Consider the following 13,753-nt stretch of genomic DNA (forward strand, 5'->3'; position numbering starts at 1 on the left):
GACTGGTTTCCACCGTGACCGACAAGGCGGTGTCGTCGTTGTCGAACAAGGTGCTCGATGCGACCGGACGGCTCAACGAGTACGCCGCTCAGCAAGGCGGTCCCGGTCTGCTCGCGGCGGTCACCGGCGCCGAGAAGCTCGGCGAAGGCAAGTCGCCCGTCAAGGCCGCGATGGGCGCGGGGATGGCCGCGGTGAAACAGGGAGTGAAGGACAAGCTGTCCGCCATCAAGAACGCGTTCACCGGCGGCAAGGGTAAGGGCAAAGGCAAGAAGATCATCAACATCGTGGAGTCCATCGATGTCGGCGTTCCGGTGCAGGTCGCGTACGACCAGTGGACGCTGTTCGGAGAATTTCCCCAGTTCATGAAGAAGCTGGAGAAGGTCGAGCAGGTGTCGGACGAGAAGCTGAGCTGGAAGGCGCAGGTCTTCTGGTCCCATCGAACCTGGGAGTCGACGATCATCGAGCAAGTTCCCGGCGAACGTATCGTGTGGCGGTCCAAGGGCGCCAAGGGCTTCGTCGACGGTGCGGTGACCTTCCACGAGCTCACGCCCGACCTCACCCGGATCCTCGTCGTCCTCGAGTATCACCCGCAGGGGTTCTTCGAGAAGACGGGCAACATCTGGCGGGCGCAGGGAAGGCGAATGCGCCTCGAACTCAAGCACTTCCAGCGTCACGTCATGACCCAGACCATCCTTCACCAAGAAGAAGTGGAGGGATGGCCGGGCGAAATTCGCGACGGCAAGGTCGTCGAGCCCGAGGAGGAACCCGAGGAAGGCGAGGAACCCGGCGAACCCGAAGCCGAGGAGGGCGAGGAGACGGGGGAGCGAGGCTCCGGTGAGCGCGAAGAGGACGAAGGCGAAGAGGACGAATACGAGGAGGAGGACGAAGAGTCCAAACCTCCGCAGAAGGCACCGCGACGCCGCCCGGCCGGCCGTACCCGTAAGGAAGCGGCAGCGAGCGGGCCGCGCCGAAAGCAAGGAGCACGTACATGACCACCGCCATACAACCCGCAGGTAGCTCAGGAGGAGGGGTCGCGGGGCGTCCCAATTCGAGCGGCCTCGCCGACGTGATCGACACGATCCTCGACAAGGGACTCGTCATCGACGCGTACGTGCGTCTTTCGCTGGTCGGCATCGAGCTGGTGACCATCGACGCACGCATCGTCGTCGCGAGCGTCGACACCTATCTCCGGTTCGCCGAGGCCGTGAACCGGCTCGAGATATCCGGAAGCCAGCCGAAGGGCCTGACCGACATCGTCGGCAGCGTGACCGAATCCGGCGCGAAGGGGAAGACGAAGGGCGCCATCGAGGCCGCAGGCGAGAAGCTCGGCCAGTTCCTCGCCGGCGACGAGAGTCCGGAGCGCGAACGCGCGTCGCGGAAGTCCAGCAGAGGTGATCGGTGATGTCTGCCGAGCAGACCACGGACAAGACCGAAACCAGCGGCATCTACGTCTACGGGATAGTTCCTGCCGACGTGGAAGCCGAGAACGACGCCGTCGGAGTGGTGGATTCCGACATCAGCGTCGTCAAGGAGGGCGACATAGCTGCGCTCGTGAGTGAACTGTCGGTCGACCGTCCACTCGGGGAACCGGAAGACCTGCGGGCACACGCCCGCGTGCTGGACGGAACCTCGCGCGTCGCGCCGATCCTGCCGCTGCGGTTCGGCGCGGTTCTCACCGACACCGATGCGGTGAAACAGGAGTTGTTGTCGGCCCACGCGGACGAGTTCGCGGCGGCCCTGTCGGAACTCGAGGGCAAGGCCCAATACGTGGTGAAGGGCCGCTACGTCGAGCACGCCGTCCTGCGGGAGGTGATCGCCGAGAACGACGAGGCCGCCCGGCTGCGGGACGCGATCAGCGGCACGTCCGAGGATGCCACCCGTGACGCCCGCATGGCGCTCGGCGAGCTCGTCACCAACGCGATCTCCGCCAAACGCGATGAAGACACCCGCAGGGCGGTCGAAGCGCTCGACGAGCTTTCCGCCGCCGTCAACATCCGCGAACCCACGCACGAAAGGGAGGCCGTTCACGTTGCACTCCTCGTCGACGTCGGCCGGCAGGAGGAACTCGAAGAAGCTGTGGGGAAGCTCGCGGACGAATGGGAGAACCGCGTCGAGATGCGCCTGCTCGGACCGCTGGCGCCATACGACTTCGTCGTCACCGCGGAACCGGCCGACCAGGGCTGAGCCGTGGGGATTCTGTCGTTCATCGCGACCCTGCCGCTGCGACCGGTGACCGGGGTGATCTCGCTCGCCGAACTCATTCAGCGGCAGGTCGAGCAGGAGCTGCATGATCCCGCCCGAGCGCGCCGCGCGCTCGAGGAGCTGGACGAGGCACGTGAGAGGGGCGAGATCACGCCGGAGGAAGAGGAGCAGGCCGAGCAGGCGATCCTCGACCAGCTGACGAGACGTCCGCGGAAGGAGTGAGAGGTCATGGCAGAGGAGGAGCGGCCCCCGCTGCCGGCCCCCGAGATCGCGCAGCTGGCGCTGCGGGACATCACGGAGCTGACGGGCCGAGAACCCCTCGGCGCGACGGCGGTGCTTCCGTCGGACGACGGCTGGACGGTCGAGGTGGAGGTGGTCGAGGACCGGCGCGTGCCCTCGTCCACGGACCTGCTCGCGACCTACGAAGTGGTGCTCGACCTGGATGGCGAACTGCTGTCGTACAAGCGGACCCGCCGGTACACCCGCGGGGTGAGCGACGATCGGAGTGGACTCCCATGACCGTTGTCGGGCCCGGAAACGCGAATCTGCCTCAGTCCGCCGGGGGACCTCACTCCACCAATCTCGGCGACATCCTCGAACGGGTACTCGACAAGGGGCTGGTGATCGCCGGAGACATCCAGGTCAACCTGCTCGACATCGAACTGCTCACCATCAAACTGCGGTTGGTCATCGCCTCGCTCGAAACCGCGAAGGAGGTTGGCATCGACTGGTGGGAGCACGACCCGTGGCTCACCGGCCGAAGCAGCGACCTCGAACTCGAGAATCGGAAGTTGAAGGAGCGGGTTGCCGAACTCGAGTCGGACCACTCGGTGCGCTCGGCGATCGGGGACGGCAGGCAGCCGGAAGTCGAATCGCGGTCGACACCCGATGACTGACGGAGTGTGGCTGTACGGCATCACCCTGGACGGTGTCGACACGTCGGGCCTCGCCGGCGTGAAAGGAGTCGGCGGCGAACAGGTCCGGACCGTGCGGGCCGGCGGTCTGGTCGCCGCGGTCGGTTCGGTCGATCTCGACGAGTTCGGGGAAGCCGCGTTGCAACGCAACCTCGACGATCTGGACTGGCTGGCGCGCACGGCAAGGGCACACGATGCGGTGGTGGCGGCGCTCCTGCACTGCGGTCCGACGGTGCCGCTGCGGCTGGCGACGCTGTACCACGGCGACGAGCCGATCACCGATCTGCTCGCGGAGCGGAGCGACGAATTCGCCGCCGTGCTGCGCATGGTGACGGATCGCAGCGAATGGGGAGTCAAGGCCTACGGTGACCGCAAGGCGATGGCGGCATCGGCAACAGACGAGGAACGCGAACAACGAGCGGCCGGAACCGGAACCGCCTACCTGCTGCGGCGACGAGCCGAACTCGCCGCACAGGCCGACGTCGAGAAGCGTGCCGCCGCTCACGCGAGCGACATCCACGATCGGCTCTGCCGCGTCGCGGTCCACGGGCGGAGACAGCGGATCACCGACCCGGTCCTCACCGGCCGACACGCGTGGATGATCCACAACGGCACCTATCTGGTGGACACCGCCCGCACCGACGAGTTCGCCGCACTGGTCGCGGAACTCGACGCCGAACACCCCGGCGTCACAGTCGAACTCACGGGGCCGTGGCCCCCGTACTCGTTCACCGGCAACGACCGGGCGGCCCCATGAACGAACCGTTGCCGAACGAGCAGCTGCCGACGGACGAGTACCGCCGCATCGCCCTCGTCGATCTCCTCGACCGCGTGCTCGCGGGCGGTGTCGTGATCTCCGGGGAGATCACCCTGTCGCTCGCCGACATCGACATGGTGCAGATCTCCCTCCGCACGCTCGTTTCCTCGGTGAGTGCACTCCTGCCGGCCCCCGACGATGACTGAGCAGCGACCGGATGGCGACCGCCGGGGACTTCCACGTCGCATCGACGCCGATCCCGAGTCGGTGGAGAAGGGTCTGGTCAGCCTGGTGCTCACGATCGTCGAACTCCTGCGGCAACTGATGGAACGCCAGGCCATCCGCCGGGTAGAGGTCGGTGATCTCAGCGAGGCGCAGATCGAACGGATCGGCACCACCCTCATGCTGCTCGAGGAGAGAATGGCGGAACTACGGGATCATTTCGGGTTGACCGCCGACGACCTGAACATCGACCTCGGGCCACTGGGACCGCTCCTGGCCGACGAGTGATGGCAGCGGGACACCCCGCCCCGTGGTTACCGTCTCAGCGAAAGCATCGCCGCCGCCACCTCGCCGGTGGCCGCATCGGGGATCGCGGTCGCTGCATTCTCTATCACGAGTAGCCGGGCCTCGGGGATCTCCCGCGCGCACGCCTCGCCATTACCGACAGGAAAGAACGGGTTGCGCCTGCCGTGCACCACGAGTGCCGGCATCGCGAGTTCGGGCAGACGTTCTCGCCAGCGCGGCTCGCAGTCGAGCTTGGAGAACACCATTCCCAGCTGATTGGCCATCTGGATCGCGGGGTCGGTGCCCGGCGTGCGGTCCCAGATTCGTTCGGCGGTCACGCGCGCGGCGGCGGGGTCATTGCCAAGGATCTCGGCGCCGGCGGCGGCGAACTCCGCCACGCTGGCGCGGTCGGACCAGTCCGGCTTTGGACGCGCGAACGCCCTGGCCATGGTCGGCCCGTCATGGTCAGGCAGGTCGTCGTCGACCGGACCTGGAGCGACGGGCCTTGTTCCGACGAGCGTGAGCGCGCTGAACGCCTCCGCATGGTCAAGCGCGGCGACCTGGGCGACCATCCCGCCGACACCAATGCCCGCCAGGTGCGCCGGCCTGGAGTCAAGCTCGTGGGCGAGCGATGCGGCATCCGATGCCAGATCGCGCAGCGTGTAGGCCGGCGACTCGGGATCGACGGTGGTCGATGCCCCCGAATCGCGCAGGTCATACCGCACGACGTGGCGCCCGCCGTGGGCGAGAGCAGCGCACAGGGCGCTCGGCCACGAGAGCATGGTGGTTCCGCCCACCAGGAGAACCAGCGGCGCCGTCGCGTCCCCGAAGTGCTCCACCCCGAATGTGATGCCGCCAGCGTCGATCGTTCTCATCACGTCTGCCATTAGGGTCTCCTCCCGGTCATTGTCTGCACGGTCCGGCCAGTGAACTGGCCCGTAAGCCGCTCGTGCACAGATAGACCCATGGCGAAGCCCAAAACTATCGGTCGGGCCTGACCGAAGAGGTCGAGTCTCCTGCAGCGCCTCGCAGCGTCCAGGACCGCCAGGGTTGAAACTTGGGTACCCAACCCACCTTCTGTAGCTGGGCTACCTTCACCAGCTGGGGTGGGTAGGCAAGGTAGGGCAGGCCGAGTAGCCAAAACCCAGGTCCCCTGTTTCGTTGCGGGGGCACGGATGGCCGGGAACAACCGGCCCGACCGGCTGGTTGACACGGTTGACGCAACCGAGAACACTGAGGTTGACGAGGTTGACCCCCAGGAGGATTTCCATGAACACCCCCACCCTGGTCGAGCAGGAACGTGAGCTCCTGGACCTTCTCACCCGCCGCGTCCACGAGACGTTCGCCGACGCCCGCGCGGCCGGCGTCCCCGCCGAGGCCTTCGGCGACGTCGAGGCCATTGCCGCGGCCATGGCCGCCGCGCTGCCCACCACCCACGTCTACGACCAGCTGGTCGGCCCGTTCTACGACACCGGCGGCCTCACCCGGTGGTGGGACGTGAGCCGACAGGCCGTCAACAAGGCCGTGGCCGCCGGCACGGTGATCGCCTGCCGGCTCGCCGACGGCCAGTGGGTCTACCCCACCTGGCAGTTCACCGCCGAGGGGACGGCGCACCCGCACCTGATCACCCTGTGGAAGTTGCTCCGCGCCGCCGCCGACCCGTGGACCTGCGCGGTGTGGTTGCGCAGCCCGCAGCCCGGGCTCGGTGACCGCAGCGCCGTCGACTGGGTCACCGACGGCCACCCGATCGACACGGCCCTGGAGTTGGCCCGCGCCGACGCGGCGCGGTGGGCCGCGTGACCCGGGACTCTGTCGCCCTCCGTCCCCCGGCCCTGCCGCTGCAGCAGTTCCCCGGCTGCGAGCTCACCGCAGCGCAGCCGCTCGTCCGCGGGCACCGCGCCGCGAACGGCCCCTGGTGGTTCTCCTCCTCCGGCGGCGGCCGGTTCGACCTGACGCCGCCGCGGGGTACCTGCTACCTCGCGTTCGACGAGCTCACCGCGATCCGGGAGACCGTCGGGGAGGCACTGGCGACCACCGGGGTCATCACCGAGGAGTTCGCCTCAGACCGTCAGCTGTCGACCCTGGCCGTGCCGCACGCGCACAACGTGGCCGACACCTGCGCAGACAGGGCCGCCGACTTCGGCCTCACCCGAGAACTGGCATCGATGACCCCGTACGCGGTGCCGCAGGAGTGGGCCGCAGCGTTCGCCGCCGTCAGCTTCGACGGGCTGCGGTACCAGACCCGGTTCACCACCGGGCCGAACCCGAACGCGGTCGGCCTGTTCAACGAGGCGGGCGAGGCCGCGACCTGGCCGACCGACCCGAACCCCGAGCCGCTCACCGCAGCTGCTCGACGGTGCGGCCTCACAGTCGCCGGCCCGCCGCGGTCGGTGCGGATCGTCTCGCCGCCGACGAGCTGATCCCGGCCGCACCACCAGGACCCGCACTCTGCCCTCACCGGCAGGTTCGCGGCGGTGGCAGGCCCCCGGTCTTCGATGCGGTCGATTATCGCGGCCGCAATGTGGTCGAGCGCCGGTTCTGCCACCTGAAGCAGTGGCGTGGGTTGCCTACGCGGTACGACAAACTCGCGATCTTTCACCGCGCGGCGGTGATGCTGAATGCCTTCATCGCCTGGGTCAGGCATTTGTCAGACGTCTAACTGCCGGTGGTGAGCAGGAGGTGGTCGAACCGGCCGCGAAGTCCCGCGGGCAGGTCCACCGCCCCGGGGAGAGCCTCGACGAGTTGCTCCGCGATCACCCGCAGTTTGACGTTCGATTCCTGGGAGCGCCAGGTCAGCACGTCGAAGGCGCGGTCGGCGTCGATGCCGTAGACCACCATCAGCGCACCCTTCGCCTGTTCGATGACGGCGCGGGATTCGACGAGCCCGGGCAGCGTCTCGGTGATGGTCCGGTGGGTGTCCGCCTGAACGGAACTGGTGACGTCGACGTAGAACCCGGCGGTCCCGACCGGGCGGTCGCCCTCCATGATGCGGTGCCCGACGACCACCACGTGCCGCACGTGGCCCGCGGTGTCCACGATCCGGTGTCGGCTGCTGAACGGCTCGCCGTCGTGCAGGACCCGCTGCAGCAGGCCGGCGACGCCGTCTCGGTCGTCCGGATGCTTGTGTTCGAGCAGCAACTCCGTCGTGGGGGTGACCTCGCCGGGTTCGTAGCCGTGCATCCGGGCCACCGCGTCCGACCACTCCCACCGTTCGCCGTCGAACAGGAAGCGGAAACTGCCGACCCTTTCGAGCCGACCGGACATCAGCACTTCACGGAAGCGGTCGTCAGCCGTCGTCACCTAACAAGTCTGGCACCTGCCCGAGAGGCTTTCCACCTGCTTCGCAAACTCCACGATGAGCAGATGTCGCGCTTCCGTGTCGCGTCCGCGTCGGATCGACAGCCCCTCGACCATGTTCTGCAGGACATGCCAGCCGTAGCCTCGTTCAGACCACCTGCTTTCCTCGGGCGACCCAACTATCGCTGTGGCAGTGAAACGCAGCCGACGGCGCGTCGCGCCGAATCGACAGACCAACGAGGTCCCCGGCACCGCGGCACGGATCAGTCGGGTACAGGCTTCGTCGACCGCCATCTGCAGCTCGGCGATCGCGTCCTCGTCGAATTCGTGCTGTTCCCCGAGCACGCTCGCGACCTCGCGAATCCCCTTCGCCTGTTCCGCGTCGGCGGGCACGCACAACTCCACCGGTTGCCCGAACTCGTCGTCGCCTACAGACACAGGGCGGAGCCGGCCGCGCCGACAGCGGTCGCGCCACACGCGCGGTCGACCGTGTCGAAGATACGGAACCGCTGGAGTATGCCGGTCGCCGCCAGCGCACGCCGTACCTGTCGATCCGGTGCCACCAAGACAACTTCCACGCCGTCGTATCCGGCCCGCCACTGGGCGTCGCCGAGGATGAAACAGGCTGTGATGGACAGAAATCGGATGCGCGAGAGGTCGACGATCAGCGCGCGGCGAGCTGCAGTCAGGCCGTCGTTGAGACGAATGGTGAAGCCGTCGATCGTGGCGGCGTCGACGTCACCGGCCACGCGGACCACGGACGCACCGTTCGCCGATGCCTGCCGTCTCGTGGTCGAACCGTTGGTCGGACCGGAAGGGGAAAGGAGGAGGTGAAGCACAGCGGGCCCCTGACATCGTTGTACGCGATGTGGCTGTTGGCTCAACCGCGTCCCTTTCTACCAGAACATTTCCCGGCGTGCGCGCAGTCGTGCACCCACAGCTGCCCGCCGCCACCCGACCAATTGGGTGGGTGGCGGCGGGAACCGGGAGATCAGTCCTTGAAGGCGTCCTTGACCTTGCCTCCGGCGTCCTTGACCTTCTCACCTGCTTGCTTCAGGTTGCCCTTGGCCTGGTCGGCGTGGCCCTCGGCTTCGGTGTCCTTGTCTCCGGTGGCCTGGCCCAGCTTCTCCTTGGCCTTCCCGGCCAGCTCTTCGGTCTTGTTCTTCGCCTTGTCGACGGCACCCATGAGTTCTCCTTCGGGGTTCGGATCCGCCGCGAATACGCGACGGGCGGCCACTTCGGGTTCTCTCGACGACCGTGCGGCCCACTGTCCGGGTACCCAGGTGCGACGCGGTTCCAAACCCGCTCGTGTCAATCGAGGTGGGGGGCGCCCTGCAGCGTCCGCTGCGCGGACCGTTCCACCACCGCCTCGAGCGTGCCGCACTCGTGCCAGGTGCGGCGTTGCCACTGCGCACCGTTACCGGTGGCCAGCTGCCGGCGCACCAGGCGGTCGATGCGGGGATACTCACCGAACTCGTCGAGAGAGTCCCGGACATGCGCGATCAGCGCATCAATCATCGGCAGCGGCGCGGAGGGCGTCGCGGTTCGCGGGTCGATCGCCCGACCCGCCAGGCCATCGCGAGCGGCGATCCACGTTGCCGCACGAAGCGTTTCGAGGTCGACGTCGGGTGCCGCCGCACCGGCCGCGACAACCCGTGTGGACGTCGCAACCAGCGCCCGGATCAACGTGGCCAGCAGAATCGCCTCGTCCACGGTCGGCTGCACGTCCGCGATCCGTATCTCCACGGTCGGCAGGTGACAGGACGGCCGGATGTCCCAATAGACCATCCGCTCGTCCATCAGCAGACCGGAATCGACGAGGGTGTCGACCATCCGGTCGTAGTGCTCCGCCGATCGGAACAACGGCGGCGGCCCGGACGTCGGCCACCGGGACCACACGACGGACCGCCAGCTCGAGTACCCGCTGTCGGCGCCGCGGTGCAATGCACTGTTGGCACCGAGCGCCAGCAGCGTCGGCAGCCATGGGCGCACGTGATTGCAGACCTGGACGGCGAGTTCGCGATCGGGGACGTCCACGTGCACATGGCAGCCACAGACCGCCTGCTCGATCGTGAGGACCCCGAAGCGGTCGGCCATCCGCTGGTAGCGCTCGGCATCGCTGATCGGGATGCGCCACGGCCCGAGTATCGGTGTTCCCGCTGCCACCAGTCGACAGCCCTCCGAATGGGCCGCCGCGGCAACCTGGGAACGGGAGGAGAGGAGGTGGTCACGGAGGGTGCCGGTGTCCCAGCAGACCGGCGAGTTGGTCTCCACCTGACACTGGGACAGCTCCAGCTGCAGGTCCAGCCCCGACCGCTCGGCCGCGGCCACCACCGCGTCGTTGCACAGACTCGGTTGCCCGGTCTCGGAGTCGACCAGCAGGAATTCCTCCTCCACCCCGAAGGAGGGGCGCGCCGGATCGTCCGGCCGAGGCGGGGACGGGGCGGTTTCGGTGCTCACGAGCGGAGGATGCCCGGTACGCCGCGCAGGAAACACCGATCCGCGCCGGAGCTCGCGCGACGAAACCGGGCGGGTTCAGCGGTCGGCAGGGTTCCCGGGCGTACGACCGAACGCAATGTGGCCGCCGAGCGCGCCGCCGGCGCCGACGATCAGGACGGCAGCGAGGCTGCTCGCCTCGGCACGCGCGGTCGGTCCGTTCCTGCGCTGCCGGTAGGACGACACCATCGCCAGTGCGGCGAGGTTGACTCCTGCCGCATGCACCAGCCCGGCGCGCCGTTCCGTGGCGTCGCGGGTGGACCAGTCCGCCCAGCCCGTCAGGGCGGCGAACGGCACGGCGATCAGTCCGAGGCCGATCAGCCTGCGGGCCGCGCGATGATCACGGAGGAAGGTTTCTAGCAGGACCGCGGCCGTCCACGCGCCGATCGGAACGGTCACCACGATCGGGTGCACCGGGTGCCCGAGCCAGGAACCGCGGAGGGCCGCTCCGACCCTGCCGCCGAAGACCTGCTGGAGGCGAGCGTGCAGTGGATCGCCGACCTGATCGAGGCCTGTCAACGACTCCGGGATCGCCAGCACCTCTCGAACGCCGAAGGTGTCGGGCTGTGACAGATCAGTGGTTGCGGAGCGCATCGACGAGTTCCCCCTTGTTCATCTTCGAGTAGCCGGTGAGGCCGATTTCCTTTGCGCGGTCGCGCAGTTCGGGAACCGTGCGGTCCTCGTAGGAGTCGCCGTGTCCGCCCTTGCGACCCACGCTGCTGCGTCCCCGGTTGGCGGCGGCGTTCGAGATGCGCGCCGCTTTCTCCTTCGAGTCGCCCTGCTTGCGGAGCTCCTCGTACATCTCCTGGTCCTTGAGATGCGGATCGGAACCCTTCCTGGGCATCGTCTCCTCCTTCCGTCGGCGTCCATGTCGGATACCCACGGCCCGGTCCGGCGAAACCGTGGCGCTGCCGGTGCACTCACCCGTTCGCAGGATCACGGGTCGGGGGATCACGGCGGAGCAGCCACGGCCACACCAGCCAGAAGAACGCGAACATGATCGCCGCGAGGGCCCCGGCCAGGATCCCGAATTCGATCCCGGCGACCACACCGACGGTGAGGACGACGACGCAGGACAACGCGAGGCCGAGCAGGGCGCCACCGGCGATCGCACATCCGTGTGCGGTGGCGACGAGGGTCTCCAGGCGGTGCCTGCGGAACAGGATGCGGTGCATCCCGACCGGCGCGACGAGCAGCACGGTCGACGCCACCGCCGAGAGCACCGCCACCAGATACACCCCGCGCTCCACCTCGGAGAGTGTGTCGAACTTGGGCTGGAACGGCAGGATCAGGAGGAACCCGGTCAGCAACTGGACGCCGGTCTGGGTGACGCGGAGCTCCTGCAGCAGGCTGGCCCAGTTCCGGTCGAGGCGTTCGGTGGGCGTCTCGTGCCGCGCGGCACGGTCCCAGCCGTCGTCCGCCGCGGCGTGGTCGACCGGAGACCCTCGCATGATCACGTACTCGGTTGGGGGAGTTCGCAGTCGGTGACCTTCGGATTGACACCGACGTAGTTCAACGGTCCCGCGACCACCGTCACCGCGGTCGTGCCCGCGCCGGCACAGTCGCCGGGTGCGCTTTCGAAGTACCCCCGTTGATAGGCGGCGACCGCGCCGATGACCAGCCAGATCACCGCGACGAGCAGAACGATCCTCATGGCACACCTCACTCGGGTGGGGGGTGCCCCGCGGGGCGGAGTATCAAACGCGCGCAGAAAGTCGGCCCGTCGTGCTGCCGTCCCGCCGCGTTCATCGCGGCGCGAGCCCGTCCACGTCGACGTCCGGCGCCTCGGCGGGCGCCCGGAGGACCGTCGCGGTCGCCCAGCCCTGTCGCAGCAGACCGGCATCCGTGCTTTCGAATTCGCTCGCGCGCACACCGGTGAACGTGACCGCCAGGCGCGAGCTGGAGGTTTCCTCCATCACCGCCTGCACGGCGCCGAACGCGGCGAGCGAGGCGTACCGAATCCCCCGACAGGACGCGGGGGGCACATCCGGGATGTTGATGTTCAGGACCGTGCCGTTCACCCCGCTCGCGATCAGCCAGTCGATCGCCGAGCGGGCCACCGCTTCGGCGGTCGCCCAGTGCTCCGGCACGGCGGCGTTCATCGACAGCGCTGCCGCGAGCACGCCCTGGTTGGCGGCGGTGAAGGCGGCGCAAACGGTCCCCGAGTGCAGGACGGCCTGCCCGGTGTTCGGCCCGTGATTGATCCCGGACAGCACCAGGTCCGGTCTGGCACCGAATGCGCCAGAGGCGGAGAGGAACACGATCATCGCGGGGGAGGATTCGACCACCATGACCTCGACACCGGGAAGATCGGGGTACTCGCGGTGATCGACCACCAGCCGACCGTGCTCCTCGAGGCGCGTCAGTGCGGCACTCGAACCGCTGCTGTCCGAGGAGGGTGCCGCCACCACCACCTCGAGCCCGGCGTCCCTCGCCACCCGGGCGAGCACACCGATGCCGGCGGAGTCCACCCCGTCGTCGTTGACCACCAGCGCCCTCATCGGCCCGGGTCTCCGGTACAGCGCCGAACGACGACCGCGTCCGCGAGCCTGGCCACCACGGCGCGCTGTCCCATGGCCAGGCCGTGGCGCGTGACGTTCGCGGCACCGGCGGCGGCACCGAGTTTGAGTGCTCCCTCGATCGGGTCGCCGCGGGCCAGCCCGACCGCGATTCCCGCCGTCATGGAGTCCCCGGCACCGGCCGGGTCGGTGACGCGCAGGGGCGGTGAGACGACCTCCGAGAACTCCCCGCCGGACAGGACCAGAGCCGGCTCCGCCGCCCGGGACACCACGATCGTGCCCGTGTCCTCCTCGGCCAGTGAGGTCATGGCCTCAGCCAGATGTGACTCGGCTGCCGAGTCCACGTGCCCGCTGCCGAGGAGATCCTCGTGGCTGACCTTGAGCACCGTCGGCCCTGCGGACGCGGCGGCGGCCATGGTGTCCCCGGACAGGTCGGCGACCACGGCGATTCCCAATCCGGACAGGTCGGCGGTCAGCCGGGAGTACACATCGGTGGGTACGACGCCGCCGCTCCGCATTCCCCCGAGCACCATCACATCGACCGACATGGCCGCGCCGAGCGCGATGCCGAACAGGTCGTCGGCCTCGTGCCGACTCAACGCCATGGGTTCGATCGTCCGCCGCTCGCCGTCCTCACCGCGCCGGTCGTGAATGTAGGCGCCGTTCGGTCCACGTGCCCGCACAGAGTGCACGTCGAGCCCGTCCCGAGCGATCAGGTCGTGCAGCACCGAGCCCGTCTCACCACCGAAGGCGCCGCACAGGCTCACCCGCGCGCCGGGGATGCGGGCCATGCGCGCCATCCAGAACCCCTGACCACCGGCGTGCACGTGCAGCTCATTGCTCCCGTCCGGCAGGTCCTCGAGCGTGATCGTCAGCACCGGATCGGGCGCGAAGACACAGATCCGCGGAGGACTGTCGGCGGTCGAACGGCGCGGTTCACTCATCGGTGACCGCATACCCGCCGGGCGGGTCCGGGAAACCCCGTCCTCGACGTGTGACCCTCCGGGGCGTCGGGTGCAGGACCGGACGCTCTGACCGGCTGACCGGGCCCGTCCCGACCA

General features: G+C 68.6%; 23 protein-coding genes. 11 read left to right on the forward strand and 12 right to left on the reverse strand.

Going from position 1 to position 13,753, the window contains the following annotated elements; translation table 11 throughout:
• Positions 1 to 14 precede the first annotated feature (14 nt).
• The 9 genes from ACWEPG_RS05095 to ACWEPG_RS05135 are packed head-to-tail and all read left to right on the forward strand — an operon-like array spanning position 15 to position 4,383.
• Positions 15 to 992: an SRPBCC family protein gene (locus ACWEPG_RS05095; protein ID WP_452594006.1), complete on the forward strand. Its 978-nt coding sequence runs from the start codon at positions 15 to 17 to the stop codon at positions 990 to 992.
• Complete coding sequence (gene gvpJ, locus ACWEPG_RS05100; protein WP_450113568.1) at positions 989 to 1,402, forward strand: gas vesicle protein GvpJ; 414 nt, start codon at positions 989 to 991, stop codon at positions 1,400 to 1,402. The genes ACWEPG_RS05095 and gvpJ overlap by 4 nt, the downstream gene beginning before the upstream one ends.
• Positions 1,402 to 2,184, forward strand: a complete 783-nt coding sequence (locus ACWEPG_RS05105) for a GvpL/GvpF family gas vesicle protein (RefSeq protein ID WP_450113569.1) — start codon at positions 1,402 to 1,404, stop codon at positions 2,182 to 2,184. Before gvpJ ends, ACWEPG_RS05105 begins: the two co-directional genes overlap by 1 nt.
• A 3-nt stretch (positions 2,185 to 2,187) precedes the next feature.
• Positions 2,188 to 2,424, forward strand: coding sequence for a gas vesicle protein GvpG (locus ACWEPG_RS05110; RefSeq protein WP_450113570.1), 237 nt, complete (start codon positions 2,188 to 2,190; stop codon positions 2,422 to 2,424).
• 6 nt (positions 2,425 to 2,430) lie between these two features.
• A complete protein-coding gene (locus ACWEPG_RS05115; protein ID WP_450135439.1) occupies positions 2,431 to 2,721 on the forward strand; it encodes a gas vesicle protein GvpO in 291 nt (96 codons plus the stop codon).
• Positions 2,718 to 3,098 carry a gas vesicle protein gene (locus ACWEPG_RS05120; protein ID WP_450113572.1) on the forward strand — a complete coding sequence of 127 codons (381 nt, stop codon included), beginning with the start codon at positions 2,718 to 2,720 and terminating at the stop codon, positions 3,096 to 3,098. Before ACWEPG_RS05115 ends, ACWEPG_RS05120 begins: the two co-directional genes overlap by 4 nt.
• Positions 3,091 to 3,873, forward strand: a complete 783-nt coding sequence (locus ACWEPG_RS05125; RefSeq protein ID WP_450113573.1) for a GvpL/GvpF family gas vesicle protein — start codon at positions 3,091 to 3,093, stop codon at positions 3,871 to 3,873. The genes ACWEPG_RS05120 and ACWEPG_RS05125 overlap by 8 nt, the downstream gene beginning before the upstream one ends.
• Positions 3,870 to 4,079, forward strand: coding sequence for a gas vesicle protein (locus tag ACWEPG_RS05130; protein ID WP_452594007.1), 210 nt, complete (start codon positions 3,870 to 3,872; stop codon positions 4,077 to 4,079). Before ACWEPG_RS05125 ends, ACWEPG_RS05130 begins: the two co-directional genes overlap by 4 nt.
• On the forward strand, positions 4,072 to 4,383 hold the full coding sequence (locus tag ACWEPG_RS05135; RefSeq protein ID WP_452594008.1) for a gas vesicle protein K: 312 nt from the start codon (positions 4,072 to 4,074) through the stop codon (positions 4,381 to 4,383). The genes ACWEPG_RS05130 and ACWEPG_RS05135 overlap by 8 nt, the downstream gene beginning before the upstream one ends.
• A 26-nt stretch (positions 4,384 to 4,409) precedes the next feature.
• Here ACWEPG_RS05135 and ACWEPG_RS05140 read toward each other — a convergent pair whose 3' ends face one another.
• The gene (locus ACWEPG_RS05140) at positions 4,410 to 5,255 is read right to left on the reverse strand and encodes an alpha/beta fold hydrolase (RefSeq protein WP_450113694.1); all 846 of its coding nucleotides are present in this window, start codon (positions 5,253 to 5,255) and stop codon (positions 4,410 to 4,412) included.
• Between the two features lie 394 nt (positions 5,256 to 5,649).
• Here ACWEPG_RS05140 and ACWEPG_RS05145 point away from each other — a divergent pair, with 394 nt between their 5' ends.
• On the forward strand, positions 5,650 to 6,180 hold the full coding sequence (locus ACWEPG_RS05145; RefSeq protein WP_450113576.1) for a hypothetical protein: 531 nt from the start codon (positions 5,650 to 5,652) through the stop codon (positions 6,178 to 6,180).
• Positions 6,177 to 6,800 (forward strand): RES family NAD+ phosphorylase, encoded by a 624-nt coding sequence (locus ACWEPG_RS05150; protein ID WP_452594009.1) that lies wholly within the window; start codon positions 6,177 to 6,179, stop codon positions 6,798 to 6,800. Before ACWEPG_RS05145 ends, ACWEPG_RS05150 begins: the two co-directional genes overlap by 4 nt.
• A gap of 235 nt (positions 6,801 to 7,035) precedes the next feature.
• On the opposite strand, the gene ACWEPG_RS05155 is transcribed toward ACWEPG_RS05150, so the two are convergent.
• From ACWEPG_RS05155 to ACWEPG_RS05205, 11 genes are all read right to left on the reverse strand, one after another.
• On the reverse strand, positions 7,036 to 7,644 hold the full coding sequence (locus ACWEPG_RS05155; protein WP_452594073.1) for a PAS and ANTAR domain-containing protein: 609 nt from the start codon (positions 7,642 to 7,644) through the stop codon (positions 7,036 to 7,038).
• 36 nt (positions 7,645 to 7,680) lie between these two features.
• Positions 7,681 to 8,070 (reverse strand): ATP-binding protein, encoded by a 390-nt coding sequence (locus tag ACWEPG_RS05160; RefSeq protein ID WP_452594010.1) that lies wholly within the window; start codon positions 8,068 to 8,070, stop codon positions 7,681 to 7,683.
• A 35-nt stretch (positions 8,071 to 8,105) separates the two neighbouring features.
• Positions 8,106 to 8,435, reverse strand: a complete 330-nt coding sequence (locus ACWEPG_RS05165) for an STAS domain-containing protein (protein ID WP_452594011.1) — start codon at positions 8,433 to 8,435, stop codon at positions 8,106 to 8,108.
• Positions 8,436 to 8,668: 233 nt separating this feature from the next.
• Positions 8,669 to 8,863: a CsbD family protein gene (locus ACWEPG_RS05170; protein ID WP_450113579.1), complete on the reverse strand. Its 195-nt coding sequence runs from the start codon at positions 8,861 to 8,863 to the stop codon at positions 8,669 to 8,671.
• A gap of 125 nt (positions 8,864 to 8,988) precedes the next feature.
• Positions 8,989 to 10,137 carry a carboxylate-amine ligase gene (locus tag ACWEPG_RS05175; protein ID WP_450113580.1) on the reverse strand — a complete coding sequence of 383 codons (1,149 nt, stop codon included), beginning with the start codon at positions 10,135 to 10,137 and terminating at the stop codon, positions 8,989 to 8,991.
• Between the two features lie 75 nt (positions 10,138 to 10,212).
• Positions 10,213 to 10,767: a DUF2231 domain-containing protein gene (locus ACWEPG_RS05180; protein WP_452594012.1), complete on the reverse strand. Its 555-nt coding sequence runs from the start codon at positions 10,765 to 10,767 to the stop codon at positions 10,213 to 10,215.
• Complete coding sequence (locus tag ACWEPG_RS05185) at positions 10,748 to 11,017, reverse strand: DUF7218 family protein (RefSeq protein ID WP_450113582.1); 270 nt, start codon at positions 11,015 to 11,017, stop codon at positions 10,748 to 10,750. The genes ACWEPG_RS05180 and ACWEPG_RS05185 overlap by 20 nt, the downstream gene beginning before the upstream one ends.
• Before the next feature lie 76 nt (positions 11,018 to 11,093).
• Positions 11,094 to 11,624, reverse strand: coding sequence for a DUF6328 family protein (locus tag ACWEPG_RS05190; RefSeq protein WP_450113583.1), 531 nt, complete (start codon positions 11,622 to 11,624; stop codon positions 11,094 to 11,096).
• A 2-nt stretch (positions 11,625 to 11,626) separates the two neighbouring features.
• Entirely contained in the window at positions 11,627 to 11,827 is a 201-nt protein-coding gene (locus tag ACWEPG_RS05195; protein WP_450113584.1) for a hypothetical protein, read from the reverse strand.
• Positions 11,828 to 11,918: 91 nt separating this feature from the next.
• The gene (gene surE / locus ACWEPG_RS05200; RefSeq protein ID WP_450113585.1) at positions 11,919 to 12,674 is read right to left on the reverse strand and encodes a 5'/3'-nucleotidase SurE; all 756 of its coding nucleotides are present in this window, start codon (positions 12,672 to 12,674) and stop codon (positions 11,919 to 11,921) included.
• Positions 12,671 to 13,636 carry a PfkB family carbohydrate kinase gene (locus ACWEPG_RS05205; RefSeq protein ID WP_452594013.1) on the reverse strand — a complete coding sequence of 322 codons (966 nt, stop codon included), beginning with the start codon at positions 13,634 to 13,636 and terminating at the stop codon, positions 12,671 to 12,673. The genes surE and ACWEPG_RS05205 overlap by 4 nt, the downstream gene beginning before the upstream one ends.
• Positions 13,637 to 13,753: the final 117 nt, after the last annotated feature.

Source organism: Rhodococcus sp. NPDC004095, from assembly GCF_053604015.1.

Excerpts from the sequence above, each read along its gene's own strand:
- gvpJ (WP_450113568.1), top strand. The coding sequence starts at position 989 with ATGACCACCGCCATACAACCCGCAGGTAGCTCAGGAGGAGGGGTCGCG.
- ACWEPG_RS05105 (WP_450113569.1), top strand. The coding sequence starts at position 1,402 with ATGTCTGCCGAGCAGACCACGGACAAGACCGAAACCAGCGGCATCTAC.
- ACWEPG_RS05115 (WP_450135439.1), top strand. The coding sequence starts at position 2,431 with ATGGCAGAGGAGGAGCGGCCCCCGCTGCCGGCCCCCGAGATCGCGCAG.
- ACWEPG_RS05120 (WP_450113572.1), top strand. The coding sequence starts at position 2,718 with ATGACCGTTGTCGGGCCCGGAAACGCGAATCTGCCTCAGTCCGCCGGG.
- ACWEPG_RS05125 (WP_450113573.1), top strand. The coding sequence starts at position 3,091 with ATGACTGACGGAGTGTGGCTGTACGGCATCACCCTGGACGGTGTCGAC.
- ACWEPG_RS05130 (WP_452594007.1), top strand. The coding sequence starts at position 3,870 with ATGAACGAACCGTTGCCGAACGAGCAGCTGCCGACGGACGAGTACCGC.
- ACWEPG_RS05135 (WP_452594008.1), top strand. The coding sequence starts at position 4,072 with ATGACTGAGCAGCGACCGGATGGCGACCGCCGGGGACTTCCACGTCGC.
- ACWEPG_RS05140 (WP_450113694.1), bottom strand. The coding sequence starts at position 5,255 with ATGAGAACGATCGACGCTGGCGGCATCACATTCGGGGTGGAGCACTTC.
- ACWEPG_RS05145 (WP_450113576.1), top strand. The coding sequence starts at position 5,650 with ATGAACACCCCCACCCTGGTCGAGCAGGAACGTGAGCTCCTGGACCTT.
- ACWEPG_RS05155 (WP_452594073.1), bottom strand. The coding sequence starts at position 7,644 with ATGTCCGGTCGGCTCGAAAGGGTCGGCAGTTTCCGCTTCCTGTTCGAC.
- ACWEPG_RS05170 (WP_450113579.1), bottom strand. The coding sequence starts at position 8,863 with ATGGGTGCCGTCGACAAGGCGAAGAACAAGACCGAAGAGCTGGCCGGG.
- ACWEPG_RS05180 (WP_452594012.1), bottom strand. The coding sequence starts at position 10,767 with ATGCGCTCCGCAACCACTGATCTGTCACAGCCCGACACCTTCGGCGTT.
- ACWEPG_RS05185 (WP_450113582.1), bottom strand. The coding sequence starts at position 11,017 with ATGCCCAGGAAGGGTTCCGATCCGCATCTCAAGGACCAGGAGATGTAC.
- ACWEPG_RS05190 (WP_450113583.1), bottom strand. The coding sequence starts at position 11,624 with ATGCGAGGGTCTCCGGTCGACCACGCCGCGGCGGACGACGGCTGGGAC.
- ACWEPG_RS05195 (WP_450113584.1), bottom strand. The coding sequence starts at position 11,827 with ATGAGGATCGTTCTGCTCGTCGCGGTGATCTGGCTGGTCATCGGCGCG.
- surE (WP_450113585.1), bottom strand. The coding sequence starts at position 12,674 with ATGAGGGCGCTGGTGGTCAACGACGACGGGGTGGACTCCGCCGGCATC.
- ACWEPG_RS05205 (WP_452594013.1), bottom strand. The coding sequence starts at position 13,636 with ATGAGTGAACCGCGCCGTTCGACCGCCGACAGTCCTCCGCGGATCTGT.